Annotated in this window: 15 protein-coding genes; 12 read left to right on the forward strand and 3 right to left on the reverse strand. The window is 72.6% G+C overall.

Annotated elements, in window-relative coordinates; all coding sequences use genetic code 11:
* The 3 genes from FNH08_RS50590 to FNH08_RS04690 form a co-directional block, all read left to right on the forward strand.
* A partial coding sequence (locus FNH08_RS50590; RefSeq protein WP_194238370.1) for a hypothetical protein occupies window positions 1-228 on the forward strand: 228 nt, incomplete at its 5' end.
* A 58-nt stretch (window positions 229-286) separates the two neighbouring features.
* Window positions 287-1,924: a hypothetical protein gene (locus FNH08_RS04685; protein ID WP_152769961.1), complete on the forward strand. Its 1,638-nt coding sequence runs from the start codon at window positions 287-289 to the stop codon at window positions 1,922-1,924.
* A gap of 203 nt (window positions 1,925-2,127) precedes the next feature.
* On the forward strand, window positions 2,128-2,889 hold the full coding sequence (locus FNH08_RS04690; protein WP_152769962.1) for a FadR/GntR family transcriptional regulator: 762 nt from the start codon (window positions 2,128-2,130) through the stop codon (window positions 2,887-2,889).
* Window positions 2,890-2,973: 84 nt separating this feature from the next.
* Here the strand turns inward: FNH08_RS04690 and FNH08_RS04695 are convergent, their stop codons facing one another.
* The 3 genes from FNH08_RS04695 to FNH08_RS04705 are packed head-to-tail and all read right to left on the reverse strand — an operon-like array spanning window position 2,974 to window position 5,773.
* Window positions 2,974-3,750, reverse strand: a complete 777-nt coding sequence (locus FNH08_RS04695) for a crotonase/enoyl-CoA hydratase family protein (RefSeq protein WP_152769963.1) — start codon at window positions 3,748-3,750, stop codon at window positions 2,974-2,976.
* The gene (locus tag FNH08_RS04700; RefSeq protein WP_152769964.1) at window positions 3,747-4,535 is read right to left on the reverse strand and encodes an SDR family NAD(P)-dependent oxidoreductase; all 789 of its coding nucleotides are present in this window, start codon (window positions 4,533-4,535) and stop codon (window positions 3,747-3,749) included. Before FNH08_RS04700 ends, FNH08_RS04695 begins: the two co-directional genes overlap by 4 nt.
* A 35-nt stretch (window positions 4,536-4,570) precedes the next feature.
* Window positions 4,571-5,773 (reverse strand): thiolase family protein, encoded by a 1,203-nt coding sequence (locus tag FNH08_RS04705; protein ID WP_152769965.1) that lies wholly within the window; start codon window positions 5,771-5,773, stop codon window positions 4,571-4,573.
* A 70-nt stretch (window positions 5,774-5,843) separates the two neighbouring features.
* Between FNH08_RS04705 and FNH08_RS04710 the strand changes: the two genes are divergently transcribed.
* The 9 genes from FNH08_RS04710 to FNH08_RS04750 are packed head-to-tail and all read left to right on the forward strand — an operon-like array spanning window position 5,844 to window position 16,597.
* Complete coding sequence (locus tag FNH08_RS04710) at window positions 5,844-7,028, forward strand: acyl-CoA dehydrogenase family protein (protein ID WP_322723699.1); 1,185 nt, start codon at window positions 5,844-5,846, stop codon at window positions 7,026-7,028.
* 18 nt (window positions 7,029-7,046) lie between these two features.
* Window positions 7,047-8,180 carry an acyl-CoA dehydrogenase family protein gene (locus FNH08_RS04715; protein WP_322723700.1) on the forward strand — a complete coding sequence of 378 codons (1,134 nt, stop codon included), beginning with the start codon at window positions 7,047-7,049 and terminating at the stop codon, window positions 8,178-8,180.
* A gap of 55 nt (window positions 8,181-8,235) precedes the next feature.
* Window positions 8,236-9,900, forward strand: coding sequence for an AMP-binding protein (locus tag FNH08_RS04720; protein WP_152769967.1), 1,665 nt, complete (start codon window positions 8,236-8,238; stop codon window positions 9,898-9,900).
* Entirely contained in the window at window positions 9,897-10,832 is a 936-nt protein-coding gene (locus FNH08_RS04725; RefSeq protein WP_152769968.1) for an HpcH/HpaI aldolase/citrate lyase family protein, read from the forward strand. The genes FNH08_RS04720 and FNH08_RS04725 overlap by 4 nt, the downstream gene beginning before the upstream one ends.
* Entirely contained in the window at window positions 10,829-12,061 is a 1,233-nt protein-coding gene (locus FNH08_RS04730; protein ID WP_152769969.1) for a CaiB/BaiF CoA transferase family protein, read from the forward strand. Before FNH08_RS04725 ends, FNH08_RS04730 begins: the two co-directional genes overlap by 4 nt.
* Entirely contained in the window at window positions 12,061-12,810 is a 750-nt protein-coding gene (locus FNH08_RS04735) for an SDR family NAD(P)-dependent oxidoreductase (protein WP_152769970.1), read from the forward strand. The genes FNH08_RS04730 and FNH08_RS04735 overlap by 1 nt, the downstream gene beginning before the upstream one ends.
* A 39-nt stretch (window positions 12,811-12,849) precedes the next feature.
* Entirely contained in the window at window positions 12,850-13,635 is a 786-nt protein-coding gene (locus FNH08_RS04740; RefSeq protein WP_322723703.1) for an amidohydrolase family protein, read from the forward strand.
* A complete protein-coding gene (locus tag FNH08_RS04745; RefSeq protein ID WP_152769971.1) occupies window positions 13,632-15,629 on the forward strand; it encodes an FAD-dependent oxidoreductase in 1,998 nt (665 codons plus the stop codon). The genes FNH08_RS04740 and FNH08_RS04745 overlap by 4 nt, the downstream gene beginning before the upstream one ends.
* Window positions 15,626-16,597, forward strand: coding sequence for an LLM class flavin-dependent oxidoreductase (locus FNH08_RS04750; RefSeq protein ID WP_228033896.1), 972 nt, complete (start codon window positions 15,626-15,628; stop codon window positions 16,595-16,597). The genes FNH08_RS04745 and FNH08_RS04750 overlap by 4 nt, the downstream gene beginning before the upstream one ends.
* The last annotated feature ends 8 nt before the right edge of the window (window positions 16,598-16,605 follow it).

The following is a 16,605-nucleotide window of genomic DNA, read 5'->3' on the forward strand; positions in this document are numbered from 1 at the left end:
GCCCCGCACCACCCGCGCCGGCTGCCCGCAGACGACGTCATCACCGAGACCAGCCTCGCCCTGCCCCGCCTCCTCGCCCGCTGCGGCATCCAGCCCGAACGGTGGAAGAGCCTGCGCAAGGCCCTCGGCTACGGCCCCGAAACGCAATCGGCGCTGATTCGCGCTGCCACACCGTCTTGGATCGACCTCACCCAAACGGGTTATGTCGGGACCCAAATGGCGCGGTGATCGCCGATGATGGGGACCACCCGGGGCAACGGATCGAGCAACGCTGAAAGGACGCAACATGGCGGTGGAGGCCGGCACGCAGACCGAGCGCGTCGCGGGGCGGGTGTGGACGGTGCGTCTGGATCCCTACGGTCGCCCCTCTGCCGGGACGGTCCGGCTCTCCTGCTCCCGCGCGGCCTGCGCTGATCAGCGCTTTCCCGGCGGCTCCGCCGCGGGACGCAAGGCCGCGGTCGAACACGTCAATCTGCACCTCGCCCACATCCGTTCAGGCGGCGGGCCGCGCGGCGAGGCGTGGTGCGCATGCCGTGCCGCCGACTGCGCCTGGCACACCCCCGCCCCCGTCGCCGCCGGACCGCGCGGCGAGGCGCAGTCGGCGGGGGCGGTGTGGTGCGGCGGTCCGGTGGTACTGACGGTGTACGCGGACCGGGCCGGAAGGCTGTGGCGGATCGCGGAGATGTGCGCCCGGTGCGCGGCCGCGACGGCCGACTGCCGTGTCCTGGACACCGCCCTGCCCCCGGCTCGCACGGCCCCGTCCGGGGCGAACCACGCGGCGGTGAAGGCGGATGAGAAGCGGCGGCCCGCAGGCGGCACGCCCACAGATGGCATGGCGGCGGTGTTCTCCGACCACGCCCCTCTCTCCTCCGCAGCCGGTGCTTCGTCTTCCGCGGCCGCCACACCGGATTCGGGCTCTCGTGCCCGCGCCGCCTCACGGACCACAGCGTCCCGGCGCCCGAAGCGATGGGGGAAGATCGCGCAGCGGATCGTGCCGCACGACCTGGAGCCCGACGTCCTGCGCCTCGAGCTCATCGAGCTCGGGGACGCGTTTCGCACCTATCAGCGGAGCCCCGAGCCCGACCTCGCCCTCCTCGCCACTCTCCACGAGCGCAAGGCCCGCGCCTTCCGCCTGTGGGCCGATGTGAGTGGCGACGCCTCCCTGCGCCACGAGGCGGACCGCGCCGAGAAGGCCGCGCAGACCACCCTCGAGATGCACGCCAACCGTGGCGGTCAGCCCGCCGGCGACGACCAGTTGGTGGTGGAACGGCTGCTGACCCGGCAGCAGGCCGTGCACGCCCGCACCGTCCTGGACTACGTCACCGCCCACGCCCCGCACCCGGAGGCCGAGGTGCGCCTGGCGGTGCTCATGCTCACCCTGCGGGCCGCACGCGCCGGCACCGGGAACGTCACCGGACAGGACCTCACCGGCTGGCTCCAGGGCGATGCCGAGCGGGTCCTTCAGCAGTTGGTCGCCGCCGACTGGCTGCGCCTGCCCGGCACCGTCGCCGATGTGATGGCCTCCGCTCCCGAGAACCCCACCGCGTTCACCGTCCCCACGCTGTTGCCCGAGCAGCCCTCCCCGTTCGCCTTCGGCAAGACCACCCGCTCAAGGGTCTCCGGCTGGGCACAGAAAGCGGTGGGTGACCGGAAGATCCGCAAGAAGAAGCTGGGTGCCGCCACCCGGCTACTGGCCCTGTACACCGCTGCCCACACCCGCCCCGACGGACGCCTTGGACCCGCCGAGGACGGCGGACTCCACCTGGATCAGGTCGCCGCGTTCTGCACCCTGCCACCCGACCACGTCGCCGAACACGCCGGGCTCCTGGTCACCGCCGACTGGCTCGCCGAAGCCGACATCGCCGGGGAACGGCTGCTCGGACAGCTCACCGAGCGCATCCTGCCGCTGGGCGGGCTGCTGTAACAGGCCGCAATGGTGGCGTCGTTCTCGTGCGTCACCAGCACCCGGGCCGACAGGGAGGACGCCGTACGCCCCAAGGCATCCGATCCCGCTTCCAACAAGCCGGTCCGGGCCGTAATGGGCCCAACCGGTCCGCACGGTGATGCCCGCGGTAAGGAGCCGAACCGCACACACCGGCGGGGTGGGCGTGCCATATCCTCATCATCATGATGATGGCTTCGGGGTCCGGCACCGGCTCCTCCCCCCGCAAACCGATCAAACGCGGGCTCAAGGTCGCCGAATCACTGGCTCAGGAGATCGTCCGCGAGATCGTGGCACGGAAGTTGCCACCCGGCACGCTGCTGCCGTCCGAGACGGAGATGATCGAGGAGTACGGAGTCGGTCGCGGCTCACTGCGCGAGGCGCTCCGCATTCTGGAGATCCACGGCCTGATCACCATGAAGCCGGGCCGTCATGGCGGCCCGATCGTGATCGAGGTGGGCACGAGCGACTACGGGCGCATGTCGACGCTCTTCTACCACCTCGGCGGCGCCACCTTCGGGGAGCTGATGGACGCCCGGCTGGTGCTGGAACCGCTGATGGCGCGGCTCGCCGCCCAGCGCGGCGACCCGTCACTCGCGGACCGGCTGACGCGGAGCGGGGAACTGTCCGATCTCTATGACGACCGGGCCTACTTCGCCGCGACGCACGACTTCCACCGGACGGTCGCGTCGCTGTCGGACAACCCGATCCTCAACCTCGTGGTCACCTCGCTCGAGCACATCTTCCACGACCAGATCAGCGGTCTGCTGTTCCCGACCGAGCGGCGCGAGGAGGTCATTCGGGCGCACGACGCGATCGCGAAGGCGATCGCGCGGGGCAAGGCGGCCGAGGCCGAGCGGCTCATGCGTCAGCACATGCAGGAATATGCCGACTTCGTCCGCCGCCGGCACCCGCATCTGATCAACGAGGTCGTCGACTGGCGATGAACGCACGGGCCGTCGTCGGCACGCATGACGTTCGTCATTCCCTTCCTGGCCCGCTCGCCGGCCTGCTGGAGGGACATCACCCGCTCATCGCCCCTGCCAGAGCGGCGACCGTTTCTCTGTGAACGCGGCGGCGCCTTCGCGCGCGTCCTCGGAGGAGCGTACGGGTTCGTAGATCGCGTTCTGCCGGGCGAATGCCTCCGCCTCCGGCCACTGCCCGCCTTCCGCCAGAACCCGTTTCGTCGCACGTACGGCGGGCGGGCCGTTGGCCGCGATCCGCTCGGCCAACTCCAGCGCCGCGTCCAACGCTCCACCGGGTGGGGTGAGCCGGTTGAGCAGGCCCGCCGCGTGGGCGTCGGCGGCGCTGATCCGGTCGCCGGTGAGCGCCCATTCGGCGGCCTTGCCCCGCGGGACCCGTCGGGGCAGCCGCAGCAGTCCCCCGCCGCCGGCCATCAGCCCGCGCCGTACCTCTGGCAGGCCGAAGCACGCATCGTCGGCGGCCGTGATGAGGTCGCAGGCGAGCACCATCTCGAAGCCACCGGCGAGCGCGAAGCCCTCGACGGCGGCGATCAGCGGCTTGTCGGGCGGCCGTTCGACCAGCCCGGCGAAGCCGCGCCCCGGCACAGCCGGGCGCTCCCCGGCGAGAAACGCCTTGAGGTCCATGCCGGCGCAGAAGACCCCGCCGGCGCCGGTCAGCACACCGGCGCGCAGCGAGTCGTCCGCGTCGAGCCGTTCCATGGCCGCACCGACAGCGACCGCGACCGCCGTATTGACGGCGTTGCGCGCTTCGGGCCGGTCGAGGGTCACCACGAGTACCGCTCCTCGGCGCTGCGTGCGTACGACCGGGCCGGGGTCCGCGCTCATCGGGGCTGCATCCGGATTGCGCCGTCGAGCCGGATGGTCTCGCCGTTGAGCATCGGGTTGTCGATGATGTGCAGGGCCAGTCTGGCGTACTCGTCCGGGATGCCGAGCCTCCGCGGATGCGGGGCCATGGTCGCGAGCGAGTCGCGAACCTGCTGCGGCAGCCGGGCCAGGAGGGGCGTGTCGAACAGGCCGGGGGCGATGGTGCACACCCGGATCAGCTTCCCGGCGAGGTCGCGGGCGGCCACCACGGTCAGTCCGACGACACCGGCCTTCGCCGAGGCGTAGGGCAGTTGACCGATCTGGCCCTCCCAGGCGGCGACCGAGGCGGTGAGGACGCAGACGCCGCGCTCGCCGTCGACGGGTTCGGCGCGGGCCATGCGGGCGGCCGCGAGGCGCAGCATGTTGAAGGTGCCGGTGAGGTTGGTGCGCACCACCGACTCGTAGAGTTCGAGCGAGCCGGGGGAACCGTCGCGTTCCACCACCCGCATCGCTCCCCCGCGCCCCGCGCAGTGCACGAGGATCCGCAACGGTCCCGTCTCCTCAGCGAGGTCGAGGGCCGCTTCGACTGCCGCCGGGTCGGTCACATCGGCAGGAGCAAAGCGCGCCGGCTCACCCAGTTCCTTGGCCGCCGCGGCCCCGTCGGACGTGGGCAGGTCGAGCAGTACGGTGGGGACCCCGGCGCCGACCAGCCGTGAGGCGGTGGCCAGGCCGAGGCCCGAGGCCCCGCCGGTCACCACTGCCGACAGCCTGGGCCGTCCTGCCGCTGTCCGTGCTCTGATGTCCATCTGTCCGACCGCCTCCTCGAAGGTGGGACGGGCGCTCAGGTCGCGCCGAGGTTTTCCAGGATCATCGCGTTGGCCATGCCTCCGGCCTCGCACATCGTCTGCATCCCGTACCGGCCGCCGATGTCCTCCAGGTGGGCGATCAGGGTCGTGGCCAGCCGTATGCCGGAGGCCCCGAGCGGGTGGCCGAGCGCGATGGCGCCGCCGCGCGGGTTGAGCCGGTCGTCGGGCACGCCGAACTCGAGCTGCCAGGCCAGCGGTACGGACGCGAACGCCTCATTGACCTCGAACGCCGCGATGTCGGCGCGCACGAGGCCGGCGTGCCGCAGCACCAGACGGGTGGCGGGGACCGGGGCGGTCAGCATCAGCAGCGGGTCGTCGCCGCACACGGCCGAGGCGACCACGCGGGCTCGTGGCCGTAGCCCGAGGGCCGCCGCGCGGCGTGCGCTCATCACCAGCATGGCGGCGGCGCCGTCGGCGAGTTGTGAGGCGTTTCCGGCCGTGATCTTCCAGTCCAGGGCGGGGAAACGAGCGGTGTGCGCGGAGTCGGCGAACACGGGCGGCAGGCCGGCCAGCCGCGCGGTGGTGGTGCCGGGGCGGATCGTCTCGTCGGCGGTCACCACGCCCTTCGCTGTGCGGATCGGCACGGTCTCGCGCGCGAAGGCTCCCGATGCCGCCGCGTGGGCGGCTAGCGCGTGTGAGCGGGCGGCGTACTCGTCCAGTGCCGCGCGGCTCAGCTTCCTGTCGTGGGCGACGAGTTCGGCGCTGATGCCCTGTGGCAGCAGGCCCGGGGCGTAGCGGGCGGTGACGCCGGCGCCGTAGGGGTCCGCGTCGCCGCGGGCGGAGCCCATCGGGACGCGGCTCATGGATTCGACTCCGGCGGCGATGGCGATGTCGTACGCGCCGGCGACGACGCCCTGGGCGGCGAAGTCGAGGGCCTGCTGACCCGAGCCGCACTTCCGCTCGATGGTCACCGCGGGGACGTGCTCGGGCAGGCCGGCCGCCAGCCATGCCATCCGGCCCGGGTTCGCGGACTGTTCGCCGCTCTGGCCCACACAGCCGACGAGGATGTCGTCCACGGCGCCCGGGTCGACGCCGGTGCGTTCGAGCAGCGCCACCAGAACCTGCGCGAGCAGATCCACGGGGTGGACGGTGCTGAGCATGCCGCCGGCTCTGCCGCGGCCCATCGGGGAGCGGACCGCGTCGACGATGACGGCATCCGTTCTGCCTGTGCCTGGCATGGCGGCTCCGGGTCTCTGCTGATGGGCGGCACCTTGACATGTGAATAATGCATATCAGTATCATGGTTTTGTGTCCGTTGCCACAGCACACGCACCCGCAGACGGTCTCTCCGAGCACCAACGGGAGATCCGCGCGATGGCTCGCCAACTGGCTCGCGAGCACTACGCCCCTCTCGCCGCCGAGTGGGACGCTGGGCGGGTCCCTCTCCCCGCCGAGGAGCGCCGCAGACTCGGCGACCTCGGCCTGCTCGGCATCACGCTGCCCGAGGAGTTCGGCGGCTCCGCCGCGCCGGTGCTCGACGCCCTGCTGGTCATCGAGGAACTGGCCAAGGAGTGCCGCCCCGCTGCCTTCCAGGTCTTCGAGTGCACCACCGGCCCCGCCACCGTGGTCAACCTGCTCGGCGGCGACGAGCTGCGGGCCAGGTACCTGCCGCCGATCATCCGCGGCCAGGCGACCATGGCCGTCGCCATCTCCGAGCCCGACGCCGGGTCCGCGGCCACCGACATGACCACCCGCGCGGTCCTCGACGGCGACGTCTACCGGGTCACCGGAACCAAGCGGTGGATCTCCGGCGGCGGCCACGCCGACCAGTACCTGCTGTACGCGCGCATGGCCGACGTGCCGGGCGCCCGTGGCATCGGCGCGCTGGTCGTCGACGCGGACACCCCGGGCATCAGCTTCGGCGCGCAGGAGAAGCTGATGGGCTTCCGGGGCATTCCGTCCTGCGACATCCACCTGGACGACGTACCGGTGCCGGCCGCCAATCTGCTGGTACCGGCGGGCCGCTTCCGCGATCTGTTCACCGGCTTCTCCCTGGAGCGGCTCGGGAACGCCACGATGAGCCTGGCCATCGCGCAGGCCGCGCTGGACCGGACGCTCGGCTACGTGGTGGAGCGCCGGGCGTTCGGAAAGCCGCTGATCGACTTCCAGGCCACCCAGATGACCGTGGCCGACATGGTGCTCCAGGTCGAGGCGGCCCGGCTGCTCGTCCATCGCGCGGCCCGCACCGCGGGGCACGGCCTGCCCTCGCCGCTGGAGGTGTCGCTTGCGAAGTGCACCGCCAACGAGACCGCCAAACGCGTCACCGACCTGGCGATCCAGCTCCACGGCGGCAACGGCTACACCGAGGAGTACGGCCTGGAGCGGCTGCACCGCGACGCCCACGGCTGGGCCCTGGCCGGGGGCACACCCACCATGCAGCGCACCCGGATCGTCTCCGAACTGCTGGGGCGCGCCTTCGACCAGCGGCGCTGAAAGCTGAAAGGGGCCCAGGTGTCCTTCGAACTGTCCGCGGAGCATCTGGCCGCACGGGAGCGCGCGCGGGTACTCGCCGAGCGGCTGCGGCACCGGGCCGAGGAGGCCGACGCCGCGACGGAACTCGACCCGGTCGTACGGGAGGCACTGCGGGCGAGCAGGCTGGTGGAGCTCGCCGTGCCCGCCGGGAACGGGAAGGGGGCGGTCGATCCGGTGGCCGTCACCGTGGTCCGCGAGGCACTGATGGGGGTCTCCGCGCACCTGGACTCGATGTTCGCCATGCAGGGGGTGGGCAGCTACGCCCTCGCGGCAGCGGGGAGCCCCGATGTGCGGGGCAGGTGGCTGCCGAGGATCGCGGCGCTCGACGCCATCGCGGCGCTGGCGCTGACCGAGCCGGAGATCGGCTCCGACCTGCGAGCCGTCAGCACCCGCGCGCAGGAGCGCGGCGGGGCGCTCGTGGTGTCCGGCCGCAAGTCCTGGATCACCAACGCCGGGGCGGCCGACTGCTTCACGGTGCTCTGCCGCGAGGGCGACGGCCACAGCCTCGTACTGATTCCCGCCGACACCCCCGGTCTGCGGGTCGAGCCGGGGCCGGACATCATCGCGCCGCATGTGCTCGGGACGGTGGATCTGGACGACGTACGCGTGCCGCAGGACCACCGGATCGGCGCGGCGGGCGGCGCCTTCCCCCTCGTGCTGGCGACCCTGGCGACCTTCCGGGTCTCCGTCGCGGGCGCCGCCGTCGGCCTGGCGCAGGCCGCGCTGGAGGAGGCCGTTCGACACACCACCTCCCGGCGGCAGTTCGGCACGACGCTGGACCGGCTCGGGCCCCTCCCCCATCTGCTCGGGACCTCGTGGACGGAGGTCGAGTCGGCGCGGCTGCTGACCTACGCGGCGGCGACCAGGGCCGCCGCCGATCCGAAGGCCGCCCTGCACTGGTCGTCGATGGCGAAGGTCGCGGCGACGGAGACGGCGGGCCGGGTGGTGGACCGCTGTGTGCAGATGATGGGCCGGTTCGGTCTCGTGGCGGGTTCGACCATCGAGCGGCTGTATCGCAATGCCCGGCCGATGCGGATCTACGAGGGCGGCAACGAGGTGCTGACAGCGCAGCTGGCCAAGACCCTCACCCGGCCTCTGGCGCCGAAACCATGATTATGTTTATTGTGTTTCCGCACCGGGTTGGACCGCCTACCTCGGATGGGGTGACATGAGGACCTACACGGATCTTGTTCCCGCCTTTCCGGACCAGAGCGACTGGACGGTGGCGACCGTGCTGCGCCACCAGGCAAGGGTCCGCCCGGACTCGGTGTTCCTCGACTCCCCCGAGGAGGGGGTCACCCTGACCTACGCCCAGACCCTGACCGACGCCGAATCGGTCGCCGGACGACTGGCCGCGGCCGGCGCCGTGGCCGGCGACCGGGTGCTGGTCATGGCGGCGAACTCCACACAGTTCATCCGCACCTGGCTGGGCACCGGGGTCGCGGGATATGTCGAGGTCCCGGTCAACACCGCGTACGAGGGCGCCTTCCTGGAGCACCAGCTCGCCACCGCCGCGCCCCGGTGGGCGGTGATCGACGACACGTTCGCCGACCGGTTCCCGGCGCTCGACGCCGCCGCCCGGGTCGTCGAGCGCTTCTGGGTGGTGGACAACGGACGGCGGGCCGAGGCCATCGCCCTGCTGCGCGCCGCCGGGTGGGCCGCCGAGCCGTGGGAGGACCTGCTCCTGCCCGGGGCGCCTCTCCCGGGCCGGGACCGCCCGGCCCCGCCCGTGGCCCGGTCGCTCGCCGCGATCTTCTTCACCTCGGGCACCACCGGCCCGTCGAAGGGCGTGGCCATGCCGCACGCGCAGATGTACTTCTTCGGGCAGGAGGTCGTCAGCCTCCAACGGCTCACCGCCGACGACGTCTATCTCACCTGTACGCCGCTGTTCCACGGCAACGCCCAGTTCATGGCGGCCTACCCGGTACTGATCGCCGGTGCCCGGCTGGTGCTGCGCCGCCGTTTCAGCGCGAGCCGCTGGGTGGACCAGCTGCGCGCCTCGGGGGTGACCGTCACCAATCTCATCGGGGTGATGATGGACTTCATCTGGAAGCAGCCGCCCCGGCCCGACGACGCCGACAACCGGCTTCGCTCCGTTTTCGCGGCGCCCACCGCCGCCTCCGTCCTCACCGGGTTCCGCGAGCGCTTCGGAATCGAGGCGTTCGTCGAGGTCTTCGGCCTGACCGAGACCAGCGCACCGATCCTCTCCCCGTACGGCGAGGAACGCCCGCCCGGGGCCGCCGGGCTGTGCGCGGCCGACTGGTTCGACGTCCGCCTGGTCGATCCCGAGACCGACGCCGAGGTGCCGACCGGCGAGATCGGCGAACTCGTCGTACGGCCCCGCCATCCATGGACGTGCAGCCTCGGCTACTACGGCATGCCCGAGCGCACCGCCGAGGCCTGGCGCAACCTGTGGTTCCACACCGGCGACGCGCTGCGTCAGGACGCCGAGGGCTGGTTCTACTTCGTCGACCGCTACAAGGACGCGCTGCGCCGCCGCGGCGAGAACATCAGCTCGTACGAGGTCGAACAGGCCCTGCTCGCCTTCGAGCCGGTCGTCGAATGCGCGGTGATCGGGGTGGCCGCCGAGGCGGAGGCCGGTGAGGACGAGGTCATGGCGTACGTCGTGGCCTCCCGGAAGCTCGATCCACGGCAGCTGTGGGAGTGGTGTGAGGGACGGGTCCCGGCCTTCGCCGTCCCCCGTTACATCAGGTTCGCCGACCGGCTGCCCAAGACCCCCTCGGAGCGCGTGCGCAAGGCCGCGCTGCGCGCCGACGGCGTCACCGCGGACACCCACGACCGACTCGCCGCACCCGCCGGGACCGGCCTATGAAGCCCTACCGTACGTTGCTGTTCGTGCCCGGCCACAAGCCGGAGTGGGCGCTCAAGGCGCTCGCCGCGGGCGCCGACGCCATCGTCCTCGACCTGGAGGACTCCGTACCGGAGGACCGCAAGGCCGAGGCCCGCGCCACGGTCGCGAAGACGCTGGCGGCGCTGCGCGAAAAGCGGCCCGACGCCGGGATCCTGGTGCGGCCCAACGCCCTGGACACCCGGCTGACCGGCACCGACCTGGAGGCGACGATCCTGCCGGGCCTCACCGGGATCTTCGCCCCCAAGATCTCCGACGCGTCCGATGTGATCCGCTACGACGCGCTGCTGGACCACTTCGAGCACCGCAACGGCGTCAGCGGGGTCGAGTACGTCGTGCCGGTGGAGACGATCGGGGCGATCCACAACGCCCGGCGCATCGCGCACGCCTCCCCCCGCGTGGGGGCGATGATCGGCCCGACCGCCGAACACGCGGACATCGCGCGGGCGGTCGGCTACGAGTGGACGCCCGGCGGCGAGGAGACGCTGTACCTGCGCAGCCGGGTCCTGCTGGCCTGCCGGGAGGCCGGCATCCATCCGCTCACCGCCCTGTGGGAACGGGTCGACGACGTCGAAGGGCTGCGGTCCTTCGCCGAGGCGGGCCGCCGGCTGGGCTTCCGGGGCATGATCGTCATCCATCCCGGACATGTCGCCTTGGTCAACGAGGTGTTCCGGCCGTCGGCGGCGGAGGTCGCCTTCCACGAGGGGCTGATCGACGCGTACGAGCGCGCCGCGGCGGCGGGCGACGGCGCCGTGCGCTACCGCGGACTGCACATCGACAGGGCACACGCCGAGACCGCTCGCGTGTGGCTCGAAAACGCCGCCGCGCAAGGGGCGTTCACCAGGCGCGGCCCGGCCGCCACCCACGCCGCGTCGAACGAGGAGCCCCCGGTATGAGCCGTATCGACCGCCCGGCCACCGCGCCCCTGCACGGGGTCACCGTTCTCGAACTGGGCACCATGTACGCCGCGCCGACCGCCGGCCGGATGCTGCGCGACTTCGGCGCCCGGGTCGTCAAGGTCGAGGACCCGGCGACCGGGGACTACGCCCGGCACTGGACCCCGCAGCACGAGGGCCTGTCGCTGGGCTTCGCCCGGCTCAACGCGGGCAAGGAGTCGATCGGCATCGACCTGCGGCACGCGGCGGGGCGCGACCTCGTACGCCGCCTGGCGGCCCGGGTGGACGTGGTACTGGAGTCCTTCCGGCCCGGCCGCCTGGAGGACTGGGGCCTGGGGTACGAGGTGCTGTCGGCCGCCAATCCCGGGCTGGTGCTGACCCGGGTATCGGGCTTCGGGCAGACCGGGCCCTACCGGCGACGACCCGGCTTCGGCACGGTGGCCGAGACGGCCAGCGGCTATGCCTTCACCAACGGCTGGCCGGACACACCGCCCACCTCACCGCCCTTCGGCTTCGCCGACTCGATCGCCGGGCTGGCCGCCGCGTACGGGACCGTCACGGCGCTCGTCGCCCGTTCCCGCTGCGGCCTGGGCGACGTCGTGGACGTGGCCCTCTACGAGCCGCTGATGTTCATTCTGGGCGACATCGTGCTGTGGTACACCAGCAGCGGCGAGATCCAGCAACGGGTGGGCAACGGCTCCGGGTCGGCGTCGCCGCGCGGCATCTACCGCGCCGCCGACGGCGGATGGCTGTCCATCGCGGCCTCCTCGCAGAACATCGCGCTCCGGCTGTTCACCGCGATGGGACATCCCGAGTTCCGCGACGACCCGAGGTTCGCCACGAATCCCGCGCGGATGGCCAACAACGAGGAGCTGCAGCGCCTGGTCGACGAGTGGGTCGCCCGAAGGCCCCGGGACGAGGTGCTGGCCGTTCTGGAGGCGCACGAGGTGGTGGCCGCGCCGGTCAACGACGCCAAGGACATCGTGGAGGACCCGCACTTCCGCGAACGCACCCTGGTCGATCTGGCCGGCACCGTGCTGGGTCCGGCGCTCGTGCCAGGCCCCGTGGCCCATCTGGGCAGTTGCCCGGGGCCGGTGTACGACGGTGTGCCGGACATCGGGGAGCACACCGAGCGGGCGCTGCGGGAATTCCTCGCGCTGGACCCCGCCGAGTTGTCCGAGCTGTGCGCGGCGGCCGTGGTGAGCCCGGCCCGCGCCAAGGCGTCGTGATGGAGGCGGCCGACCTGCGGGGGCGCACGGCCCTGGTCACCGGCGGCAGCCGGGGCCTGGGACGCCGGATCGCGCAGGGGCTGGCGGAGGCGGGGGCGGACCTGGTGATCGCGTCCCGCGACCTCGCGTCCTGCGAGCGGGCCGCAGCCGAGATCGGCGAGGCCACCGGGCGGAAGGTGATGCCGTACGCCTGCCACGTCGGCCGCTGGAACGAGGTCGGCCGCCTCACGGAGGCGGCGTACGAGCGCTTCGGGCACGTCGACGTCCTCGTCAACAACGCCGGGATGTCGCCGCGTTACGACACCGTCGCCGACGTCGGCGAGGAGCTGTTCGACAAGGTGGTCGGGGTCAACCTCAAGGGGCCCTTCCGGCTGGCCGCCCTGGTGGGCACCCGCATGGCCGAGGCCGGTGGCGGTTCGATCATCAACATCAGCAGCACCGCGGCGGTCAGACCGCGCGCGGACATCGTCCCCTACGCGGCCGCCAAGGCCGGTCTCAATGCCGTCACCATCGCCTTCGCCCACGCCTTCGGCCCCACCGTACGGGTCAACGCCATCATGGCCGGCACCTTCCTGACCGACGTCAGCGCGAGCTGGGACCCGAGCGTCTTCGCCCGCCGCGCGGCGGGGTTCGCCCTGCGCCGCGGTGGCGATCCACGCGAGATCGTCGGCACCGCCCTGTACCTGGCCGGTGGGCTGTCGTCCTACACGACCGGCTCCGTGATCACCGTCGACGGCGGCCAGCCGTGACGCGGGGGCCGTCGTGAAGCGTCGTGAAAGGAGCGCAAGGTGATCATCGACGTGCACTGCCACGCCTGGCCCGACGCCATCGCCGAACGCGCGCTGGCAGGCCGTGTCCCACAGCTGAAGCGTCATGGTGACGGCAGGATCTCGACGCTGCCCGGTGTGCTGGCGCGCAGTGGCGTGGACCGGGGGGTGCTGCTCGGGATCGCGGACTCGGCCCGGCACGTGGACTCCGTGAACCGCTTCGTGGCCCGGCAGCGCGGGCCCGCGCTGCTGGGCTTCGGAACGGTGCACCCGGATCTGCCGCTGGAGGAGAACGTGGCGAGCCTGAAGCGGAACGGCATCACCGGGATCAAACTGCACTCGCTGTTCCAGGGGTTCGCCTACTCCGACCCTCGCGTGTGGGAGCTGCTGGAGGCGATTTCCCCGCAGGTCACGGTCATCGCGCACGTCGGCGCGGGCGGCGACCGGGAGAGCAACGAGCGGGCCACTCCGGGCATGATCCGGGACCTGGTGCGCGGGATTCCGGGCCTGCGCCTGATCGCCTGTCACTTCGGTGGCTACCACCGGCTGGAGGAGGCCGAGGAATCGCTGCTCGGTGAGAACGTCCACCTGGAGACGTCCTGGCCGCCGACGATGGCGGCCCTCGCGCCGGAACGGGTGCGCGCCATCATCCGCAGACACGGCGCGGACCGGGTCGTCTTCGGCTCGGACTGGCCGATGGCCGATCCCGCCGCCGAGATCGCCGCGATCAGGGCGCTGGGCCTGCCGGACGCCGACACCGAAGCCGTGCTGGGCGGCAACTTCGCCCGGCTGATGGGGCTGTCATGACTGCCCCGGACAGCGCCGGCGTGATCGTGACCCGGCGGGGAGACGCCACGTGGATCACCCTGAACCGGCCCGAGCGGCGCAACGCGTACGACCCGGTCATGGCCGAGACGATCAGCGCCGCGATCGACGACGCCAGCCGCTCCCGGGCGGTGGTGATCACCGGATCCGGCGGCAGTTTCTGCGCCGGCGGGGCGCTGAGCGGCCTGGCGGAGCCGGACGTGACGGGGATGCGGGGGCTGTACCGCGGCTCGCTGCGGATGTTCGACGCCGTACGGTCCTGCCCCCGGCCGGTCATCGCGGCCGTCAACGGGGCTGCGGCGGGCGGCGGGAACGAGCTGGTCGTCGCCTGCGACCTGGCGATCGCCGCCGAGTCGGCGACCTTCGGGCAGACCGGTCCGCGGGTGGGCAGCGCGCCGGTGACCGGGGCCACCAATGTCATGGGCGTGCAGATCGGCGAGAAGCGGGCGAAGGAGATGGCGATGCTGTGCCGCCGCTACAGCGCCACCGAGGCGCTCGGCCTCGGTCTGGTCAACGCGGTCGTTCCCGACGCGGAGTTGACGGCGACCGTCGAGGCGTGGATCGCCGAACTCGCGCGGCTCAGCCCGCGGTATCTGGAGATCACCAAGATCAGCTCCAACGTGTGGTGGAACGCCGCCCGCGACTCGTTCGCCACCGGGCTCGGCATGCTCGTCCAGGCGATCGGCAGCGCCGACATGACCGAGGGCGCGCGAGCGTTCCTGGACAAGCGGCCGCCGCGTTTCCCCGGCCCCGACGAGCCCGGGGGACCTGACGTGCGAGTCGTCGTCGTGGGGGCCTCGCTCGCCGGGGTGCGGACCGTGCAGGCCCTGCGCCGCCGGGGCTGCGACGCGCGGGTGACCCTGGTCGGTGCCGAGCCCGCCATTGCCTGCGACCGGCCGCCGCTGTCCAAGTCGTTCCTGGCCGCCGCCGACCGCGACGCGCCCGCCGCCCCGGTGATCGCTCCGGACCGGCTCGCCGCACTCGACGTCGCCCTGCGGCTGGGGACGGCCGCGGTGGCCCTCGACCCGCGCGAGCGGACGGTCGTCCTGGACGACGGCGACCGGCTGCCGTACGACGCCCTGGTGGTCACGACCGGTTCGGCGCCCCGGGTGCTGCCCGGTCTGCCGCCGGGGTCCGATGTCCATGTGCTGCGCACGGAGCACGACGCGGCGGCCGTCCGGGCCGGGTGCGCGCCGGGCGCGAAGGTGGTCGTGGTGGGTGGCGGGTTCATCGGCGCGGAGGTCGCGTGGACGGCCCGCGGCCTGGGCTGCGAGGTGACGGTGGTCGAGCCGGCGCGGGCGCTGATGCCGCGCGGGCTCGGTCCCGTACTCGGCGCGGCACTGACCCGGCGGCATGTCCGCGCCGGCGTCCGGGTGCTGCTGGGCGCCGAGGTGACCGGGGTGGAGAGCGGCCGGAGCGGGGTCGAGGCGGTACGGCTGCGGGACGGCCGGACCCTCCCGGCCGACCTGGTCGTCGTCGGGGCGGGCAGCGTGCCGCAGACCCGCTGGCTGACCGGGAGCGGCCTCCCCCTGGACGACGGAGTGGTCTGCGACGACCGGCTGCGCGCCGCCGGGCTCCCGGACGTCTACGCGGCCGGTGACGTCGCCCGCTGGCACCACCCCCGCTACCGCGCGCTGGTCAGATGCGAGCACTGGACGAACGCGGTCGAGCAGGCAGACGTCGTCGCCGCCAACCTCACCGGCGAGGACCTGCCGTACACGGCCGTCCCGTACGTCTGGTCGGACCAGCTCGGCACCCGGCTGCACATCCACGGCCGGGTCGGGCCGCACGACTGGGTCCGGGTGGTGCACGGCGATCCGGGCGACGGCGCCTTCGTCGCCGTCACCGGGCGCGGTGAGGAGCTGCGGGCGGTGGTCGCCCTCGGTGCGGCGCGGGCCCACGCGCCGTACCGCGATCTGCTGCTCACCGGCGGAGACTGGGAGCAGGCCCGCACGCTCGCGGAGGGGTGCTCATGAAGTTCGGTCTCGCGGTCATGAACGACTTCCCGCCCGGAACCGTGCCCGCCGAGAGGCTCGACCAGCTGCGCGAGCAGGTCGCCGTGGCCGCCGAGGCGGGCTTGTCGTCCATCTGGATGCTCCAGCACTACCTGGGCTCCATGCCGACGCTGCAGCCCGTCCCGACGCTGGCCGCGCTGTCGGCGGAGGCTCGCGGTATGGACGTCGGCACGAACATGCTCATCCTCCCGCTGCGGCATCCGGTGGAGGTCGCGGAGACCTACGCCACCCTCGATCATCTGACGGGTGGTCATGTCATCGCGGGCTTCGGCATGGGATACCGGGAGAACGAGTTCGCTTCCTTCGGCGTCCCGATGGACGAGCGCGTGGCGAGGTACGAGGAGTCCGTCCAGGTCATCAGGGCACTGTGGTCGGGCCGCACCGTGCACCACGACGGCGTGCACTTCCGGCTCGACGGCGAGCGGATCAGTCTGCCGCCGGTACGTCCGGGCGGCCCGCCCATCATGGTCGGCGCCGGGGCGCACCGTACGGGCGCCCGGCGGGCCGCGCGGTTGGGCGACGGATGGATCGTCCCTCCGCATGTCTCCGAAGAACGGCTGGCGACCGTGCTCGGCTGGCACCGGGCGGAGGCCGAACGGATCGGCGACGGACGGCGGCACGAGTACGTGGTGCGCCGGGAGCTGGTGCTCGACACCGACGGCGAGCGGGCCCGCGAGACCGGGCTGCGCGCCCGTGGCGCCCTCACTCGTGCCTACAGCGCCTACAACGCCCCGGACAGCTCGGCCTCGTACCGGCACCTGGGCGGCGGCCGAGGTCGCCGACGAGTCGTACATCTTCGGCACGCCGCGGCTCGCCGTGGAGCGGCTGACCCGGTTGGAGCGGCTGGGCGTGGGCCAGGTGATCCTTCGTGCCCAGTGGTTCGACCTGCCGCAGCGGCAGGTGCTGACCACGCTGCGGCTCTTCCGTGACGAGGTGC

It is taken from the genome of Streptomyces spongiae (genome assembly GCF_009377185.1).
GTDB classification, from domain to species: domain Bacteria; phylum Actinomycetota; class Actinomycetes; order Streptomycetales; family Streptomycetaceae; genus Streptomyces; species Streptomyces spongiae.